We start from the raw sequence: 18665 nt of genomic DNA, 5'->3' as shown, positions 1-18665 counted from the left end.
CATGTCGCGGTGGCGCAGCGCCATCACCACCCTGAACAACCTCGTCGGTGAACGCGCGGTCGTCGACGAGCCGGTCGCCGCGCCGACACCGCTGCGCCCGATCGACCTGACCGACGACGCGAGGGTCGCCGAGGTGCTCGATCTCGCGGTCCGCTCCGGGGAGGTGCTGCTGGCGTCCGGCTCGTCCGCGACCGACACCGCCGCCCAGGTCCGGTTCGTCGCCGCGACCTACGGCCTCGCCCGCTGCGATGTGGACGTCACCTACAACGCGATCCGCGTCAGCGCCCACCGCGGCCCGACGATGCCCCCGGCGACGAGCATGCGGATCGTGCACTACCGCTCCCTCGACTTCACCCGGCTCGCTGCCGTCGACAAGCTGACCAGGCAGCTGCGCACCGAGGCCCTCGACCCGGCGATCGCGTTGGCGGAGATCAGTGCGATCAATCGGTCGCCGCATCCGTACAACCGGTGGGTCGCCACGTTCGGCTGGTCCGGGATGGCCGCGTCCGCGTCCGTCCTGCTCGGCGGCGGCGCGCTGGTGGCGGTGGTCAGCTTCCTGACGACGGCGGTCATCTACCTGACGAACCTGATGCTGAACCGGTTCGGGTTGCCGTTCTTCTTCCAGCAGGTGGTCGGCGGCTTCATCGCCGCGGCGCCCGCCGCGGTGCTCTACGCCCTGCGGGACCCGCTTGGGCTCGACGTGAAACCGTCGCTGGTCATCGCGGCAGGGGTGATCGTGCTGCTGTCCGGGCTGGCGCTGGTCGGTTCGGTGCAGGACGCCATCACCGGCGCCCCGGTCACGGCGGTCGCCCGGTTCTTCGAGGTGTTGATGCTGACCGGCGGCATCATCGCCGGTGTCGCGGTGTCGCTGCGGATCGCCGCCGCGCTGGGGACGCCGCTGCCGGACACCACCCCGGATCCGCTGTCGCCGAGCTTCAGCGAGATCCCCGTTCAGGTCGTCGCCGGCGCGTTCACCGCGCTGTTCTTCGCCGTCGCCTGCTACGCGGAGCGGCGCGCGCTCGCGGTGGCCGGGCTGAGCGGGGCGGCGGGCATCCTCGTCTACTTCACCGCGCTGACCCTGTCGATCGGGCCGGTGATCGCGACCGCGATCGCGGCGACGGTGGTCGGGTTCGTTGGCGGCCTGCTCGCCAGGCGGGCGCTGACGCCGCCGCAGGTGATCGCCGTCGCGGGCATCACGCCGCTGCTGCCCGGCCTGTCGCTGTACCGGGGCCTGTACGCGCTGCTGAACAACGACCTACTGCTCGGCATCGGCGCGCTGATGTCGGCGCTCGGCATCGGGGTCGCGCTCGCGGCCGGGGTGACCCTCGGCGAATGGCTGGCCCGGACGCTGCGGCGGCCACGGCGACTCCCGCGTACCGAAGCGCTCCGGTACCCATTCCTGCAGCGATGGCAGGACGGGCCCGGAGCGCGGTGGTTTCGGCGGTGAACCGGATGGCTAGCCGTTGCCTGCGGCCTTGTCCTTCTCCATCGCCTCACGCAGGCTCTTCGGACGCATGTCGGTCCAGTTCTTCTCGACGTACTCGACGCACGCCTGGCGGCTCTCCTCGCCGAAGACGATCCGCCATCCCTGCGGCACCTCGGAGAAGGTGGGCCACAACGAGTGCTGGTCCTCGTCATTGACGAGAACATAGAAGCGACCGTCTTCGTCGTCAAAGGGATTCGTGCTCATTTGGCCTCGCTTGTCGCAAACTCGTTCGTGGTGCTGTCCACCCCTGTGGAGGACTCGACCCTATCAAGATCGCGTCTCGCTGACCGACTTACGACGATCGAATTGAGGATCTCCCCGGACCGGATCGCGACATTCGACAGCAGCGACGCGGTCAAACCGTGCGTCTTCTCCGTCCCGCCCTGCAGATAGATGCCTGCCCGCACGTCGTCCGGGGTGCCGAGGCGGTAGTCCCGGTCCACGTCGGTGACGGCGCAGGCAGGCGCGAACTCGCCGAGCAGCTCGTCGAGCGGTGCCGGGGCGAAACCGGTGGCCAGGACCAGCGCGTCGCAGGTCAGCGTGTCGGTCAGCCCGTCCAGGTTGCTGCGGATCGCGACCTCGATGCCGTCCGCGCCGTCCTGCACGGACACGATGTCCGAGGCGCGGTGCATGAACAGGCGACGCCTGCCGCTCACCAGTTCCTGATATTCGGCGGTGTACAGCTCGTTGATCAGGTCGATGTCGACGACGGAGTAGTTGGTGCCCTTGTGCACGCCGAGCAGCCGTTCCCGTTCGTCGGGGCTGGCGCCGTGGAACTCGTCGACGGTGGCCGGGTCGAAGATCCGGTTGGCGTAGGGGCTGTCGTCGGCCGGGCTGTAGCCGTACCGCGAGAACACGCTGTGCACCTCGGCCTGCGGGTGGTTGCGATGCAGGTATTGCACCACCTCGGCGGCACTCTGACCGGCGCCGAGCACCGCGAACCGCTGGTGCCGCGGCTCCGGCATCTGGTCGAGATGGAACAGGAACCGGTGATTGTGGAAGCACCGCGGCGACGGGGTCGCCCACTCCGGCAGCCGCTCCCGCAGCCCGGCACCGACCGCGATGTTGCGCGCGTGCAGCGTCCGACCGTCCGACGCCTCGACCGTGAACTCGTCGACAGTGCCCGCCGCCGAGCGCACCCCGCTGACCCCGGTCACGGTGAACCCGTAGCGGACGTCGGCGTCGACACGGTCGGCCGCCCACTGCAGGTAGTCGTTGAACTCGAGGCGGCTGGGGAAGAAGGTCTGATGGTTGACGAAGTCGACCAGCCTGCCCTTGTCGAACAGATAGCAGAAGAAGCTGAAGGTGCTGGCCGGGTTGCGGAAGGTGACCAGGTCCTTCGGGAACGCGATCTGCATGGTGGCGCCGTCGAGGAGCATCCCCGGATGCCAGACGAACCGGTCCTGGCGTTCAACGAAGCAGGCCCGGATCCGATCCTCCGGCGCGGATGCCGCGTTGTGTTCCTCGATCGCGATGGCGAGCGCGAGGTTCGAGGGCCCGAACCCGACGCCGACGATGTCGAACACTTCGGACCGGGAATCCCCGCTCGTCCGAGTCGAAGTCATGGCAGCAGTCCATCCTCGCCGCGGAGCGGCGGTCCCGTTCTCCGGCACCCCGCATCGAACCGAGGCCCCCGTATTAGTAGCGCAGCCTACCCTAATACGAGGGGGGTTCGGTCGGTGCGGCGAGGACCCGGGCGTCAGCCCCTCAGGAAGTCGAGGACCGCGGAGTTCACCGCCTCGGGACGCTCCAGGTAGCCGTAGTGGCCGCAGTCCTCCAACTCGATGTACCGGGCGCCGGGGATCGCCTTCGCGACCTCCGCGGCGAGGCCGGGCGCGACGAGGCGGTCGTCGGCGAACCCGATCGCCAGGCACGGCACCGTGATCCTCCCGTAGGCGGGCAGGCGGTCACCGAAGTCGTCGAGACCCTCCTGCGCACGCACCCCCGGCGAGGGGGTGCCCTTGGAGAACGCGAAAATGTCGAGCCAGTCCTGCGCGGCCATCGGGTCGGCCAGCGACGCGGGCGACAGGTTCAGCACCGCGGTGATCGCGGCGCGGTACGTGTCGGGCAGGGTGATGCCCTTCTCGTCCAGTTCCCGTTCGCCGTCCCGCAGCGCCTTCTGCAGCGTGTCGCGCCTGCCGTGGGCGGCGAGGAACACGGCCCTGCGGACCAGGTCCGGGCGGGTCAGCGACAACTCCTGCGCGATCCGGGCGCCCAGCGACGTGCCGACGACGTAGGCGGGGCCGCCGAGATGCTCGATCAGCGCCGCGGTGTCCGCGACCATGTCCTCGATCGTGAATCCGGCAGCGCACTCGTCGGTGGGGGCGATGCCGCGGTTGTCGAACGTGCACACCCGGTAGCCCGCGGCGACCAGCGCGGGCACCTGATGCAGATCCCACACCCGGCCGGGGCTGCCCGTCCCCATGATCAGCACGACCAGATCTCCGGAGCCCTTGACCTGGTAATTCAGCTGAATCCCGTTGATCGTGGCGAGCGGCATGAACAGACCTTTCCGAGGGTGGCAACGACGCTGGTCACCGTACCCTGCTGCGATCCGGGCACCCCGCGCCCTGTCAGGCCTTGACCGCGTGACCCATGTACGAGATCGCGGTGGACCGGGTCCTGCCGAAGTCGAGGCGGCGGCTGACCTCACCCCAGGGCAGCCTGCCCCGCGACGCGCGGGCCATGTCGAGGACCCGCAGCGGATTCCGCGACCGGGGTCCGAGTCCGACGATGGCGCCGGCCCGCAGGCCCCCGCGGCCCAGCGCGTCGACCAGTTCGGCGGGCCTAATGCACATCGCCCAGTCGTGCACGTCGGTGTCGAACAGCCGGGACCACCGCCACTGCTGCATGAGCTTGATCGCGACGAGCCTGCTGATGCGGGTCCGGTTGATGGTGTCGAAGAGGAACACGCCGCCGGGTTTGAGGGCGCGGGCCGTCTCCCCGATGACGGCATCCACATCGGTCACGTGCTCGAGCACATCGCAGCAGTAGGCGACGTCGAACTCCGCGTCCCGCACCGGGATTCGCTCCCCCGAGCCCAGCCGGTAGTCGATGTCGAGGCCGCTCGCCGCGGCGTGAGCGCGGGCCGTGGTCACCGAGACGGCGGACGGGTCGACGCCGACAACACGAAACCCGATCCGGGTGAACTCCTCGGCGAGGAAGCCGCCGCCCGAGCCGATGTCCAGCGCGCACATCCCGGTGAAATCGGCACCGATCCGCGCGGCGAGCACCTCACGGAAGTACGCGAATCGGCCCGGCGTCAGGCTCCCGTGCAGCATGTTGAGCGGATTGTCCTCGTCCCACCAGCCGTCCCCGACACGGTCGTAGACGTCGTTGTCGATCGGCACCGGATCACCTGCGCGTCCTGGGTCTCGGCGGGGACGGACCCGCCCCCCCGGACCACCCTTGCACGATCGGCGCCGTCGTGCCATCGCGGTCACCGCCCGGACCAGGCCGTCCACAGCGTCGCGTAGCGCCCACCCGCCGCAACGAGGTCCGGGTGCGTCCCGGATTCGATGACGACGCCGCGGTCGAGCACCAGCACCCGGTCCGCGGCGGCGGCTTGGGTGAGCCGGTGCGCGACGATCAGGGTGGTGCGGCCGCGGGTGGCCGCCTCGGCCGCCGCCTCAAGATCCCGCGCGCCAGCGCTGCCCGCCTCCGCGGTTGCCTCGTCGAGCACCGCGACCGGCGGGTCCGCCAGCACGAGCCGGGCCAACGCCAACTGCTGGGCCTGGGCGGCGGTCAGCAGCGACCCGCCCTCACCGACGACGGTGTCCAACCCACGGTCGAGGGCCCGCGCCCAGTCCAGCGCGCCGACGGCGGCGAGCGCGGCCTCCGCCTGCTCGGTGGTGGCGGACGGCCGGGCCAGCCGCAGATCCTCGATCAGCGGGCCGGCGAACACGTGCACCTCCTGGCTGACGATCACCACCCGCTCACGCAGCCCGTCCCCGAGGTCGGCGAGGGTCACGCCGCCGAGGGTGACGGCGCCGCCGGTCGGGGCCAGCGATCCGGCTGCGATGGCCGCGACCGTGGACTTCCCGGCGCCGGTGGCCCCGACGAGCGCGACCCGCTCCCCGGGTGCCAGCCGAATGCCGATGCCGCACACCACGTCCCGTTCACCGTCGTAGCTGTAGCGAACCCCGTCCAGGCGTAGTTCCGCGGACCGCGGGACCGCCCCGGACGCACCGCGGATCGGCACCGGCATGTCGACGACACCGACCAGTCGGGCCAGCGACGCGCCCGCCGACTGCACCTCGTCGAAGGTGAACATCAGCATCCCGATCGGGTTGAACAGTCGATGGAACAGCAGCGCCGCCGCGGTGGCGGCACCGACGGTGACGTGCCCGTCGCGGACCAGCACGAAACCGACGACCAGGATCACCGACAGGCCGACGAACTCGGCCCGGTTGCCGCGTCCGGCCAGCCGGGTGAACAGGGCGAACACCCCGGTCGCCAGGTCCCGCGCCCGGGAGGAGGCTCGGTCGATCTCGGCCAGATGCCGGTCCTCGAGCCCGTAGGCGCGGACCGTGCGGGCACCGGACATCGTGGCGACCAGGGCCTGCGCCCGCTCCCCCATCGCGACCCGCTCGGCGGCGAACACCGGCCCCGACCTCGGCAGGTACCAGCGCAGCGCGAGCCCGTACAGCGGCAGGGCGACCGCACCCGCCACCCCGAGACGCCAGTCCATGCCCAGCATCGCGACCAGGCTCAACGCCACCAGCAGCACCGCCGACACCAGGCTCGGGACCACGTCCGCGACCGCCTTGCCGATCACCGCGACATCGTCGCCGACCCGGGACAGCAGGTCGCCCGTGCCCGCCCGTTCCACCGTGGCCACCGGCAGCGTCAACGCGCGGTCGACGGTGTCCTCCCGCAGTCCCGCGAGCATCCCCTCACCGAGCCTGCTGATCAGGATCGACGTCCACCCGGCGAACAGGCCGCCGACGATCGCCGCGACGGTGATCACCGCGACCACCCCGACGATCGCGGACCCGCCCGCCTGCTCCCGCACCCGGTCCACCAGCACACCGAACGCGTAGATCGGCACCAGCGTCGTCGCGGCGCCTACGATCCCGGCCACGGCGGTCAGCGCGGTCAACCGGCGGCGCCTGCCGAGTTCGCGGCGCAGCCACGACCAGCACCGCCGGGTGGGGGCGATCGGCAGCAGCACGGCGTCGTGCGCGGTCACCGCAGCACCACCTTCCGGTACGTCGCATCGGTGGCGACCAGGTCCGCGTGCCGCCCCTCGGCGACCACCGAGCCTGCGCCGAGCACCAGCACCCGGTCCGCCGCAGCGAGCAGGGCCGGGCTGGAGGTGATCAGGATCGTGGTATGGGTGCGGTCGGTGTCACCGTGACGCATCGCGGCGATGCCGTCGGCGATGGCCTGTTCGGTCACCGCGTCCACCGCCGTCGTCGGGTCGTGCAGGACCAGGACCGGGGCCTGCGCGAGCAGCGCCCGCGCCAACGCGACCCGCTGCCGCTGGCCACCGGACAGGCTGGCACCGCGGTCGGTCACCGGCTGGTTCAGGCCCTCCGGGTGCGCACCGACGACCTCGGCGGCGGCGGACGCCGATAGCGCGCGCCGCACCGCGTCAGGGTCGGCGTCCGGGCGACCGCCCGCCACGTTCGAGCCGATCGTCCCGGCGAACAGGTCGGTGTGGTGCGGCTCGACAAGCAGTGCCCGCCGCGCGTGCGCGAGGTCGATCTCGGCGAGCGCCGCGCCGCCGACGGTGACGGTGCCCCGATACTCCCCGGGCGGGACGTGCCCGGACAGCAGCTGCGCCAGCGCCTCCGCGTCCTGGGGGCGGTGCGCGAGCACCCCCAGCAGCTCGCCACGCCGCGCCAGCAGGGACAACCCGTCCAGCGACCGGAACCCGACCCCGGCCAGCTCCAGGTCGGCGACCGCGGGCACCGGCCTGGTCCCGGGCGGGACCAGGGGCTCGGCGTCGAGCAGCAGGGCCAGCCGGTCCGCGGACGCACGGGAACCGGCGAGGAATCCCGGCAGCCGGGACAGCGTCCCGAGCGGTTCGATGACGAACTGGGACAACCCGACGACCGTGATCAACTCCCCGACACCGATCCGGCCCTGCAGCGCGAACCAGCCCGCGAATCCGGCGACCCCGACCGCGAGCAGGGCGCTGACGGTGACCGACGCGCCAAGGTGCCCGCCGGTGGCGCGGGCGGCCCGCAGGGTCGCGGCCAGCGCGGTGCGGCTCGCCGCCCGATACCGGTCCGCCGCGACCCGTTCCGCGCCGAGCCCGCGCAGCGGACGCAGCCCAGCGACCAGGTCGGTCGCCAGCGCCGCCGCCCCCGCGGTCGCCTCCTGCTGCGCGGTCACCCGCCGGGTCACCACCGGCGCGGCCACCTGCATCACCGCCAGGATCAGCGGCGTCCCCACCAGCACCGCCAGCCCGAGCGGGACGTCGATCACCAGCAACGCGACCGCCGACGCCGCAACCGCGGTCAGCGCGGCAACGCAGCGGGGCAAGATGTCGAGGATCCAGGAGGCCCGCTCCGCGTCCGAGGTCGCGACGGTCAGCAGCTCCCCCGCCCGCAGCTCGGTCCGCACCCCGCGCGGGTCCAGGATCCGGCCCGCCACCTCCACCCGCAGCAGGTGCGCCTCCTGCTGCATCGCCCGCACGATGAGCTGCGCGCCGAAGCGCCACGCCAGGGTGAGCACGAGAAACAGCGCAGCGAGGCCGGTGATCGACCAGACCAGCGCCGAACTGGACGAGGGGGCGATCGCCCGCCCGACGATCCACCCGATCGCGATCGGCACCAGCGTCTCGGCGAGCTGGTGGACCGCGAGCAGCGCGGTGCCCGAGGTCAGCCTGCCGCGGTGCCTGCGGACGGTGCGACGAAGAATCGCGCCGCCGCCGGTGCCTGTGGGTGCGTCCGCCATCACTCTCCCGATTCCCTGCGAAGTGAGTGAACCCTAAACCAGCCGGAAGTGGCGCGGGAGGCCCCCGTTCTCTTAGAGTCGCGGGCAGAAATCCCCGGCTGCGCGTCCCGCAGCTTCCCCATGGAGGAACCGGCATCATGGCCACCAAGACCACCACCGAGAACGACATCCCCGACGAGGAACTCGAGCCCGTCACCGACGAAACCGCCCGACAGGCACAGCGGGTCGTCGCGGCGTACGCGGCGGACGCCGACGAATGCCGCATGTTGCTGTCTATGCTCGGCATTGGCCCCTCGGCCAAGGTCGACTAGTTCGCCGCCGCTGCCCGCTCGGCAGCACGGCAGGAAAGACAGGATCACAGTGGGCGCTGCCGCTTCGGAATTCGTCGTCGTCGCCAACCGGCTGCCCGTCGATCTGGAGAAGCTGCCCGACGGCAGCACCCGCTGGAAGCGCAGCCCCGGCGGCCTGGTCACCGCCCTCGAACCCATCCTCCGCGGTAACCGCGGGGCATGGGTGGGCTGGCCCGGGGTTCCCGACACCGAGCTCGAGCCGATCGTCGAGGACGGCATCGAGATGCATCCCGTCGCGCTGAGCGCGCAGGAGGTGTCGGACTACTACGAGGGCTTCTCCAACGCCACCCTGTGGCCGCTCTACCACGATGTCATCGTCCGCCCGGAGTACCGGCGCGAATGGTGGAACGCGTACGTCGAGGTCAACCGCCGCTTCGCGGAGGCAACCGCGAAGGCGGCCGCCGAGGGCGCGACCGTGTGGATCCAGGACTACCAGCTTCAGCTGGTCCCGAAGATGCTGCGGATGCTCCGCCCCGACCTGACGATCGGGTTCTTCCTGCACATCCCGTTCCCCCCGGTCGAACTGTTCATGCAGATGCCGTGGCGTACCGAGATCGTCGAGGGTCTGCTCGGCGCCGACCTGATCGGGTTCCACCTGCCCGGGGGCGCCGAAAACTTCCTGTTCCTCGCCCGCAGGCTGATTGGGCACCAGACCTCGCGGGGGTCGGTCGGGGTGCGCTCGAAGCTCGGGGTCGTGCAGGTGGGGTTCCGCACCGTCCGGGTCGGCGCGTTCCCGATCTCGATCTCGTCCGGCGCCCTCGACGAGCAGTCCCGCACCAAGCCCATCCGGGATCGGGCCAAGCAGATCCGCAAGGAACTCGGCAATCCGAAGAAGATCATGCTCGGCGTCGACCGGCTCGACTACACCAAGGGCATCGACGTCCGACTCGACGCCCTGCACGAACTCATCGCGGAGGATCGGGTCGATCCGGCAAGCACCGTGATGGTGCAGTTGGCGACGCCCAGCCGCGAGCGGGTCGAATCGTACGTGCAGATGCGCGGCGAGATCGAGATGACGGTCAGCCGGATCAACGGCGAGTACGCCGAGGTCGGGCGGCCCGTCGTGCACTACATTCACCGGCCAATCCCCCGCGACGAGCTGATCGCGTTCTTCGTCGCCGCCGACGTCATGCTGGTGACGCCGCTGCGGGACGGCATGAACCTGGTCGCGAAGGAGTACGTGGCCTGCCGCAGCGACCTCGGCGGCGCCCTGGTGCTCAGCGAGTTCACCGGCGCCGCAGCCGAACTCCGCCAGGCGTACCTGTGCAACCCGCACGACCTGGAGGACGTGAAGGACAAGATGGAGGCGGCGCTGACGCAGCCGCGCGAGGACGGCCGCAGGCACATGCGCGCACTGCGCCGTCAGGTCCTCGCCCACGACGTCGACCGCTGGGCCAAGTCGTTCCTCACCGCGCTGTCCCGGGACTCGGTCGCGGGGCCCGCGCTGCTGTCCACCGATCCGGTGGACTGAGCCACCCGAACGACGAAGGCGCCGCGGTGAACCCGCGGCGCCTTCGTCGTTCGGTGGATCGCTCTATACCGGCGAGAGTCGCCCGGTCAGCCAGCGGTCGCCGTCCTTGTGCATCTCCATCCGCACCCGACTGCCGGTGGTTGCGGCGTCCGGGACGTCGGCGCTGGTGGTGATCTGGTTGACGAACAGCAGCACCACCGCATCATCCGGGGTGGCGGAAACGACGGAACCGGCCTGCACCGTCGCCTGCACGGTCAGCTTCTTCTCCTTCGCGCCGGGCGCGATGGTCTCCTTCACCAGCGTGTCGTACTCGTCCCGGAAGTCGCCGGTGAGTCCGTCCGCGGCAGCAGCGAGTTGCTGGTCGACCTCGTTGTAGTTGTAGGACAACATCTTCGCGGCCTGAGCGCTCGCCGCCGCGACCGCATCGGTGCGGGCCTGCTCGGTGGCCCGGTCCTGCAGGTAGCCCTTCAGGAGCAGCCCGACACCCACCGCGAGCGCGACAACCAGCACCGCGGCAACGGCCGTGAGCACCTTCGTGGACGAGGTCGCAGGCGCGGCAGGCGGGTCCGCAGGCTCAACGGCTACCGTCGCATCCGTTGCCGTCGCGTCCGTTGCCGTGTCGGCGTCCGCCGGCGCCGCCTTCTCTAGGTCGACGCCGGGGGCGTCCTTGCCGGGCACATTCTTCGCTTCGCTCATGGCACGAACTCCACCTTCGAGGCCGTCATGGTTCCGCCGTCGTCGGTGACGGTGACCCGCATCCGGAAGTCCCGCGGGCCGTTCTGGGTGCCGTCGGGGGTGCTGACGTCGGCGCGCGCCGCGACGAGAACCTTGGCGGTGTCGCCGTCCTGACTCTCGAATCCGGACTCGAGGATCTTGCCGACGGTGGTCACCCCGGCCTCCTTGACGACGGAGACGAACGGGTCCTCGCGGCCGTCGAACTCGGACTTGAACTCGCCGCTGGCGCCGGCGAGGATCCGCTCGACGTCCTCCTTCGCGGTGTCCGGCTTGATCGTCGTCAGGTTGAGCACGGTCTGGCGGGCGGTCTGCACGAACGCGTTGCGCTGCGCGTCCCGGTCCTGCGCGGCACTGCGCTCGATCAGCAGCCACACCCCGGCCGCGAGCAGTGCCGCGACGAGCACCCCGACCAGGATCCAGGCGAGCATCCCGGGGCGCCTGCCCGGCGCCGCGGAGGTGTCGCCGTCTCCGGCCTGTCCGCCGGTGCCGATGGAATCCGATTCGGCAGCAACCGATTTCGGAGCTTCGGTGTTCTGGGTCGTCAGCCCTGCTGACGTGTCATCATCGTCTGCCACGTCGTGTCCTCTCTTGCTTCTCCACCCGACGCCAGCGCGGGCTGGGCGTACAGGCGGCCGTCGGGCCCGACGTACTTGCCGGTGGTCGGGTCGTACGGGCGCGCCGTGGCGGGCACTCCCGAGGCGCCGCTGTAGGAAGCCGGGGCCGTCGTGTACGAGGGTACAGACGGGTCCTGGACCGGGCCGCTCGGCGGGTTGTTGCCCGCCCCGACGTGACCGCCCGCGCGGCACTGCTCGACGCTCGCGGCCCGCCTGCCGGGGAACTCCATGCACGGGTAGTTGCGGGCGCCGCGCACGGCCGACGGATCGTCGGGCGCGACATTGCAGAACAGGTTCGGCGGGGTGTCGGGAGTCGACACCTCGTCACCGGAGCGACGCTGCTCGGGCGGCAGGAAGCCGGTGGTGCACGGCGGCGGGTCGTTCACCTGGAGATGGAAGTTCACCAGGGCACCCTCGTCGATCGGGCCCTTGAACGCCGCGGTCATCAGACCGGCGACCAGCGGCGGGTAGATCACCAGGACCTGTTCGATGCTCTTGTTGTAGATGGCACCGACCTCACCGACGCTGACCAGGTTCGCCAGCAGCAGCGGCAGCGTCGGCTGCAACTCCTGGAACAGCTCGGTGGCCTCGGCGGCCGCACCCGGCCCCTTCTCCAGCAGGCCCCGAATCTGCGGATCGCTGGCCCGCAGCTGGTTGGAGAAGGTGACCAGATCCCGGGTCCAGGACCGGATCGCGTCGCTCGTGACGACCTGGGTGTCGAGCAGCGCACCGGCCTGATCGATCAGCGTCTTGGTGGCGTCGACGTTCGCGTTCGCCTCCTGCACGAACAGCCGCGCCGAGTCGATCAGCCGCTGCAGGTCCGGCCCGGCACCGTTGAACGCCTTGAAGGATTCATCGACGACCAGCCGCAACTGCGTATTCGAGATGCTCTTGACCAGGCTGTCGGCCTGATCGAGCATGTCGCCGACGTCCTGCGGGGTCGAGGTCCGGTCCACCGGGATGACGTCGCCGTCGACGAGATAGGGCTCGCCGTCCGAGCGGGAGATCAGGTCGACGTACTGCTCACCGATCGCGGAGACGCTCTTCACCGCGGCGTCCACATCGGCCGGGATGTCGAATCCGCTGCCGATCGACAGGGTCGCGTCGACCCCGCTGTCGGTGAGGGTCACCGACTCCACCTTGCCGACGTTGGTGCCCCGGAACGCGACGTTGGCGTGCTCGTACAGCCCTCCGGTGGAGGACAATTGGACGGTCACCCGGTACTGCCCGATCCCGAACAGCGCGGGCAGCCGGACGTACTGGGTGGCCATCACGGCGAGTCCGATGACCGTCAGGATCGAGAAGATCACCAGCTGGACCCGGACGAACTTGGTGAGCATCATGGCGTCGGCGCTCCTAGCTGCGGCAGACCGGGGATCTGGATGTCCGGCAGGCCGGGAATCTTGATGGCGGCGGGCGGCTTCGGCTCGGCCTGGAGCGCGTCCGGCTGCTTTGCCGCGGGCGTGTCGAGCGGATTGGCCGCCTCGCCGGCGGCCCCGGCGAACTGGCCGAGCGCGCCCTCGACCCCGGCCAGCCGGGTCGCCATGCCGCCGCCGCCGAAGTTCAGGTCCAGCCGTTCATTGGTCAGATCGACCATCATCATCAGGTTCGCGTAGTCGCCCCGGATGAACTGGTCCATGTTCTTCATCGCGAACGGGAAGGTGAACAGCAGCGACATCACCTCGGTGAGATTGTTTCCGGTACTGGCCAACTCGTCGAGCAGCGGCGCCAGCGAGGCCAGGTTCGCCTTCAGGTCGTCGCCGCTCTCGTTGATGACCCGGGTCGCGGTCGTGCTGAAGGTGCCGAGCGCGACGAGCGCGTTGGTCAGGTTCTGCCGCTGATCGACGAGGACGTTCAGGGCGGGCGGAACCGCCTCGAGCGCCGCGTTGAGGACCTCGGTCTGCTGGTTGACGGTGCCCGCGAGCCGGTCGATGCCCTCCATCGCCGAGATGATCTCCCCGCGCTGCCGGTCGAGGCTGCCGACCAGGCTGTCCAGCTGCGGCAGCAGATCCCGGATCGAGTCGGTCCGGCCGTCGAAGGCGGCGTTGAGCTCGCGGGTGATGTCGTTGATCTGCGCCAACCCGCCACCGTTGAGCACCACCGACAGCGACGACAGGGTCTGTTCCGTCGTCGGGTACGCGCCTGCCCGGTCGAGCGGGATCACGTCCCCGTCCTGCAGCGTTCCGTCGGGGGCGATGCCCTCCGGCGGGGCGAGCTCAAGGTGCTGGGAGCCGAGCAGGCTGGTCTGACCGATCCGCGCGGTCGCATTGGCGGGCAACTGCACGTCCGGGTTCAGCGACACCGTGACGAGAGCATTCCAGCCGTCGACCTCGATGCCGGTGACGGCGCCGACGGTCACGTCATTCACCCGGACAGGTGAGTTCTGCGACAGCGTCGTCACATTCGGCATCTCGATCCGGACGGTGTAGGAGCCGTCCTCGGTGCCCTGGGTGCCGGGCAGCGGCAACGAGTTCAACCCGTCCCACTCGCATGCGGTCAGGGTCAGCGTCAAGCCCAACGCCACCGCGACGACGGCGGCCCTGCGGCCCCTACGCTTGCGCGCCATCATTGTCCGCCTCCCGGATTAAGGAGCGCCCCAAGACTCTTGGGCACGTTCACTGTCGGCATGGCCGCGAGAGGGCCAGCGATGGTCGCCGGAGCGGCGCGCGGCGCGACCTCACCTGCGAGGCTCGGCGGCGAGTACTCGATCTGATCGGGGTTGGCGGTGGTACCGATCGCCGGGTTGGTCAGGATCCCCGGGTAGTTCATCGCGACCGAGTTCAGCACCGGGCCGAGGTACTGCGCACACAGGTCCGCGCTCTTGTCGGAGTCGTTGTTCTCCAGGCCGCGGATCATGCCGCAGATCATGTTGATCGGGTTGCCCGCGTTGGACCCGGCGATCGCGCCGTTGAGCGATCCCTGCCGCGGGGCGTAGAGGTTGTTGAAGTTCGCCAGCGCGTTCGGCGCAACGTGCAGCACCTGTTCGAGCTCGGGGCGCTTGTCCACGAGCATCGCCGTTGCGTCGGCGAGCCGCTCCACCTGCTCGGTGAGCGAGGACCGGTTCTCCGACACGAACCGCTGCACGTCCCCGACCGCGACGTCGAGATCGGTCAGCGCGGTACCCAGCTCGTCGCTGGTGTCCGCGAGCAGCGACGACACCGACTGCAGCCTGCCGCCAAACTGCACGATCTGCTGGTTGCTCGCCGACAGCGTGGTAACGAAGGTCTGCAGGTTCCGGATCGTGCCGAACAGGTCGGTCCGGCCATCGGACATCGTCTTCATCGTGTCGGACAGCTCGCGCAGGGTTGTGCGCAGCGAGTCGCCGTTGCCGTCCAGGTTGGCGGCCGCGGTGTCGATGAACGTGCCCAGCGACCCCTGGTCGGCGGCTCCCTGCGGTCCGAGGGCCTCGGACAGCTTGGTGAGCTCGGCCTTGATCTCGTCCCACTCCACCGGAACCGCGGTCCGCTCCAGCGGAATCTCGGCGCCGTCGGACATCGCGTCGCCGCCGTCATAGACGGGGGTCAGCTGGACGAACCGCGCGGCGACCAGGCTCGGCGCGACGATGACGGCCTTCGCGTCGGCCGGGATGTCCACGGAGCGGTCGATGTTCATCACCACGGTGGCGCCGGAGCCGGTGGGGTTGATCGTCTCGATCGTGCCGACCTTCACCCCGAGCACCCGGACGTCGTCGCCGGCGTAGATGCCGCTGGTCGATGGGAACTCGGCGGTGATGGTCGTCTTCCCGATGCCGGGGAAGAAGTACAGGACTCCCACGACGAGGGCGGCGACCACGGCGACGATCCCGCCGCCGATCAGCCACTTCTTCGAATTCGCTTGCTGGCTCATCGGTTCGGATCCTTGAGCTCGGTCTTGAGCGGGGGAAACTGTTGCAGGTCCTTCGGCACGTGCTCGGGCCAGACGAGCTGGTCGACCATGGTCTGGGTCAGCGCCCCGACGCTGAAGTTCGCGACGTACGCCATGAAGAACGGGCCGCTGCCGACCGCCTCGCCGAGCGCGGTTGCGTACGGGGCGAGCCCGTCGAGGCCGCGGCTGATGTTGTCCTTGTTGCGCTGCAGGATCTCCACGGCGGCGTTGAGCTTGTCGAGCGTCGGCTTCATCTGCTGCTCGTTGTCCTGCACCAGCCCGGTCAGCTGCCTCGACACCGCGGACACGTTGGTGATCAGCTCGCTGATCGCGGTGCGCCGCCGGTCCAGTTCGCCGAGCAGGTGGTTGCCGTCGACGACCAGCGCGTTGATCTGGTCGCTGCGGGTGGCGAGGATGCCGGTGACACTCTCGGCCCGCGCGAGCAAATCCTTGAGGGACTCGTCGCGGGCGTTGATGCTCTCGGAGAGCCGGGTGACGCCCGCGAGTGCGGTGCGCAGTTCCGGCGGTGTGTCCGCCAGCGCGTCGGACATCGCGTTCAGCGAGTCGTTCAGCTGGCCGGTGTCGAGCTCGGACACCGTGGTGGTCAGGTCACCGAGTGCGTCGTTGAGCGAGTACGGGGAGGTGGTGCGGTCCAGCGGGATCGTGCCACCGGAGGCAAGAATCTCGGTGCCCTCCGGCAGCACCTCCACCGACTTGCGCCCGAGAATGGTGTTGGTCTTGATGCTGGCGCGGGAGCTGTCCCCGAGTTCGATCGACTCCTGCATCGTGAAGCCGACCAGGACGTCGGTGCCGTCGAGCTCGATCGCCTCGACCTTGCCGACGTTCACGCCGGCGACGGTGACGTAGTCGCCGACGAGCAGCCCGCCCGCGTCGGCGAACTCCGCCTGGTAGTGGATGCCGCTGGCGATGAACGGCAGCCGGTCGTACTGTAGGCCGGCGATCACCAGCGCGCCGGCGACGACGAGCCCGATGACCCCGAGTTGCACGGGGTTTCGTTCGCGCATGCTCATCGGAACGCGCACCTCCCTGTCTCTTGGGTCGGGGTCGTCGGAAGGGCCACGTGCAGGTCCTTCCCGTCCGGAGCGGAGAATTTGAAGCTCACCGAGCAGGTGTAGAACTGGAAGAAGCTGCCGTAGGTGCCGGTGCGGATCAGCTTGCGGTAGGCGTCCGGCAGGCGGTCGAGCACCCACTGCACGTCGTCCTCACCGTCGACCAACTGGGTGGCGACCTGCTGCGCACCCGCGATGGTGGCCTGCAGCGGGGGCCTAGCACCCTCCAGCAGCCGCGCGAGATCGCCGGTGGCGGTGGCGATCTGCGGGATCGCGGCGCCGATCGGGTCCCGGTCCTGCGCGAGGCCGCTGACCAGCTGCTGCAGTTCGTCGATCGTCGAGGAGAACTGCTCACCGCTGTTATCGATCGTGGTCAGCGTGGTGTTGAGGTTGGTGATGACGTCGCCGATCAGCTGGTCCCGTTCGGCGAGGGTGTTGGTGAACGAGCTGGTGTTGCCGAGCAGCGAGACCAAGGTTCCGCCCTGCCCCTGGAACACCTGGAGCAGCGCCGCGGTGAGGTCGTTCACCTGGTCCGCGCTCATGCCCTTGAGCAGCGGCTTGAAGCCGCCGAGCAGCAGGTCCAGGTCGAGGGCAGGCGAGGTCTGCGATTCCGGGATGGTGCCGCCGTCGGACAGGGTGTCCGTCGACCCGGCGCCCTCGAGCAGTTCGAGGTAGCGGTCCCCCACCAGGTTCTCGTACCGGACGGTGGCCCGGGTGCTCTGCAGCAGCGGGTACTTCGCATCGACGTCGAACGCGACGTGGGCGAGGGCATCCGAGCCGACCTCGACGCCGGTCACCGAGCCGACCGGGACGCCAGCGATCCGCACCTTGTCCCCGGACTGCAACCCGGAGGCGCTGGTGAACTCGGCGTGGTAGTCGTCGGTCGAGCTGAACCGGGCCTGGCTGAACACGATCGCCAGCCCGGCGAAGATCACCGCCATCACGGTCGCGAAGACGGTCAGTTTGATCGCGGTCGGCCGCATCACTTCTGCCCTTCCTGCGGCGCGACGCCCGCGTAGAGCCACTGGAACATCTTCGGCACGTTCAGCGACGTCGTCGTCGACGGCACGAACGGCACGGTGCCGGTGTCGGTGACGACGAACGGCGCGTTGCCGTCGGTCTTCGGGTCGAAGTTGGGCAGGCCCCAGCAGCTCGGGCCGCCGGTGGCATTCACCTTGGGCAGGTCCTTCGGGTAGGTGTAGGGCTCGGCCCCGGGCAGGAAGCTGGTGCTCAGCGCGATACCGGGCTGCAACCCACCCATGATCTCCTCGGCCTGCGGGCGAACCTTGTTGAGTCCGACGATCACACAGGCCGCGCTCGGCGCGTACTCGGCGAGCATCGCGGTGGTCGGCCGGAGCAGGTCGAGGGACCTGGTCAGGTTCGGCTCGTTCTCGGTGACCACCTGGTTGGCGGTGTTCGCCAGCCCGGTCACGTTCATCAGCAGCAGGTTCAGGTTGTCCTGCTCGTCGACGATCGAGCCGCTGGTCGCGGTCGCGTTGTCGAGCAGCGTCATCAGGTTCGGGGTGACGTCGGCGAACGTGTTGGTCACGGTCGCGGCGGCCTCGAGGTCCTTCTGCAGCTGCGGCAGCACCGGGTTCATCGTCTTGAGATACGAGTCGGTCTCCGCGAGCAGCTGGCCCAGCTGGTCGCCGCGGCCGTTGAGGGCCTCGGAGATCGCACCGAGCGTCGCGTTGAGCTTCTCCGGCTCGATCTGCTGCAGCAGCGTCGACAGGTGTTGGAACAGCGTGTTGAACTCGACCGTCACGGACGTTGCCGCGATGTTCGTGCCCGCCGCCAGGGACTGCGAGGACGGGTTCTCGGGCTCAACGAAGTTGACGTACTTTGCACCGAAGACGGTGGTGGACTTGATCTCCACCGTCGAGTTCGACGGAATCAGGTGCAGCTGCGAGGGATCCATGTCGAGGTGCAGCACGGCCTCGCCGTCGACCTCGTCGATCGAGCCGACGCGGCCAACCTCGACCCCGCGCATCTTCACCTTGGCCTGCGGGTCCATCACCAGGCCGGACCGCTGCGCGGTGACCGTCACCGGTTCGGTGTCCTTGAACCCGCCGGAGAACATCACCAGCGCGGTGGTGGTGATGGCCACGAGGCTGCCGACAAGGACCAGCGCGGCGACCTTCTTCTTTGCTGAGGAATCGGACATGCGCG

17 protein-coding genes are annotated in these 18665 nt (G+C 69.8%); 3 read left to right on the top strand and 14 right to left on the bottom strand.

Features of this window, described 5'->3' with window-relative positions; translation table 11 throughout:
* Nucleotide 1 precedes the first annotated feature (1 nt).
* Nucleotides 2-1447, top strand: a complete 1446-nt coding sequence (locus ACWF62_RS02485) for a threonine/serine exporter family protein (protein WP_378507336.1) — start codon at nucleotides 2-4, stop codon at nucleotides 1445-1447.
* Nucleotides 1448-1456: 9 nt separating this feature from the next.
* Here ACWF62_RS02485 and ACWF62_RS02480 read toward each other — a convergent pair whose 3' ends face one another.
* From ACWF62_RS02480 to ACWF62_RS02455, 6 genes are all read right to left on the bottom strand, one after another.
* Complete coding sequence (locus ACWF62_RS02480; protein ID WP_378507337.1) at nucleotides 1457-1690, bottom strand: MbtH family protein; 234 nt, start codon at nucleotides 1688-1690, stop codon at nucleotides 1457-1459.
* The gene (locus ACWF62_RS02475; protein WP_452629338.1) at nucleotides 1687-3051 is read right to left on the bottom strand and encodes a lysine N(6)-hydroxylase/L-ornithine N(5)-oxygenase family protein; all 1365 of its coding nucleotides are present in this window, start codon (nucleotides 3049-3051) and stop codon (nucleotides 1687-1689) included. The genes ACWF62_RS02480 and ACWF62_RS02475 overlap by 4 nt, the downstream gene beginning before the upstream one ends.
* A 134-nt stretch (nucleotides 3052-3185) precedes the next feature.
* Nucleotides 3186-3986: an alpha/beta fold hydrolase gene (locus tag ACWF62_RS02470; protein ID WP_452629337.1), complete on the bottom strand. Its 801-nt coding sequence runs from the start codon at nucleotides 3984-3986 to the stop codon at nucleotides 3186-3188.
* A 73-nt stretch (nucleotides 3987-4059) separates the two neighbouring features.
* Entirely contained in the window at nucleotides 4060-4836 is a 777-nt protein-coding gene (gene ubiG / locus ACWF62_RS02465) for a bifunctional 2-polyprenyl-6-hydroxyphenol methylase/3-demethylubiquinol 3-O-methyltransferase UbiG (RefSeq protein ID WP_452629336.1), read from the bottom strand.
* Nucleotides 4837-4925: 89 nt separating this feature from the next.
* The gene (locus ACWF62_RS02460; protein WP_452629335.1) at nucleotides 4926-6677 is read right to left on the bottom strand and encodes an ABC transporter ATP-binding protein; all 1752 of its coding nucleotides are present in this window, start codon (nucleotides 6675-6677) and stop codon (nucleotides 4926-4928) included.
* Nucleotides 6674-8392, bottom strand: a complete 1719-nt coding sequence (locus tag ACWF62_RS02455; protein ID WP_452629334.1) for an ABC transporter ATP-binding protein — start codon at nucleotides 8390-8392, stop codon at nucleotides 6674-6676. Before ACWF62_RS02455 ends, ACWF62_RS02460 begins: the two co-directional genes overlap by 4 nt.
* Nucleotides 8393-8529: 137 nt before the next feature.
* On the opposite strand from ACWF62_RS02455, the gene ACWF62_RS02450 reads away from it, so the two are divergent.
* Both ACWF62_RS02450 and ACWF62_RS02445 read left to right on the top strand, forming a co-directional pair.
* Nucleotides 8530-8703: a hypothetical protein gene (locus ACWF62_RS02450; protein ID WP_378507343.1), complete on the top strand. Its 174-nt coding sequence runs from the start codon at nucleotides 8530-8532 to the stop codon at nucleotides 8701-8703.
* Between the two features lie 49 nt (nucleotides 8704-8752).
* Complete coding sequence (locus ACWF62_RS02445) at nucleotides 8753-10213, top strand: alpha,alpha-trehalose-phosphate synthase (UDP-forming) (RefSeq protein ID WP_452629333.1); 1461 nt, start codon at nucleotides 8753-8755, stop codon at nucleotides 10211-10213.
* A 63-nt stretch (nucleotides 10214-10276) separates the two neighbouring features.
* On the opposite strand, the gene ACWF62_RS02440 is transcribed toward ACWF62_RS02445, so the two are convergent.
* The 8 genes from ACWF62_RS02440 to ACWF62_RS02405 are packed head-to-tail and all read right to left on the bottom strand — an operon-like array spanning nucleotide 10277 to nucleotide 18660.
* Nucleotides 10277-10909 (bottom strand): h domain protein, encoded by a 633-nt coding sequence (locus tag ACWF62_RS02440; protein WP_452629332.1) that lies wholly within the window; start codon nucleotides 10907-10909, stop codon nucleotides 10277-10279.
* Nucleotides 10906-11523 (bottom strand): hypothetical protein, encoded by a 618-nt coding sequence (locus tag ACWF62_RS02435; RefSeq protein ID WP_452629331.1) that lies wholly within the window; start codon nucleotides 11521-11523, stop codon nucleotides 10906-10908. The genes ACWF62_RS02440 and ACWF62_RS02435 overlap by 4 nt, the downstream gene beginning before the upstream one ends.
* Nucleotides 11490-12905, bottom strand: coding sequence for an MCE family protein (locus tag ACWF62_RS02430; RefSeq protein ID WP_378570706.1), 1416 nt, complete (start codon nucleotides 12903-12905; stop codon nucleotides 11490-11492). The genes ACWF62_RS02435 and ACWF62_RS02430 overlap by 34 nt, the downstream gene beginning before the upstream one ends.
* Nucleotides 12902-14128, bottom strand: coding sequence for an MCE family protein (locus tag ACWF62_RS02425; protein ID WP_378507542.1), 1227 nt, complete (start codon nucleotides 14126-14128; stop codon nucleotides 12902-12904). The genes ACWF62_RS02430 and ACWF62_RS02425 overlap by 4 nt, the downstream gene beginning before the upstream one ends.
* Entirely contained in the window at nucleotides 14128-15408 is a 1281-nt protein-coding gene (locus ACWF62_RS02420; RefSeq protein WP_452629329.1) for an MCE family protein, read from the bottom strand. Before ACWF62_RS02420 ends, ACWF62_RS02425 begins: the two co-directional genes overlap by 1 nt.
* A complete protein-coding gene (locus tag ACWF62_RS02415; protein ID WP_378507348.1) occupies nucleotides 15405-16457 on the bottom strand; it encodes an MCE family protein in 1053 nt (350 codons plus the stop codon). Before ACWF62_RS02415 ends, ACWF62_RS02420 begins: the two co-directional genes overlap by 4 nt.
* Nucleotides 16454-17479 carry an MCE family protein gene (locus ACWF62_RS02410; protein ID WP_378507543.1) on the bottom strand — a complete coding sequence of 342 codons (1026 nt, stop codon included), beginning with the start codon at nucleotides 17477-17479 and terminating at the stop codon, nucleotides 16454-16456. The genes ACWF62_RS02415 and ACWF62_RS02410 overlap by 4 nt, the downstream gene beginning before the upstream one ends.
* A complete protein-coding gene (locus ACWF62_RS02405; RefSeq protein ID WP_452629328.1) occupies nucleotides 17479-18660 on the bottom strand; it encodes an MCE family protein in 1182 nt (393 codons plus the stop codon). The genes ACWF62_RS02410 and ACWF62_RS02405 overlap by 1 nt, the downstream gene beginning before the upstream one ends.
* Nucleotides 18661-18665: the final 5 nt, after the last annotated feature.

Source organism: Rhodococcus sp. NPDC054953 (assembly GCF_053609225.1).
This window is presented reverse-complemented; position numbering and strand designations above follow the sequence as displayed.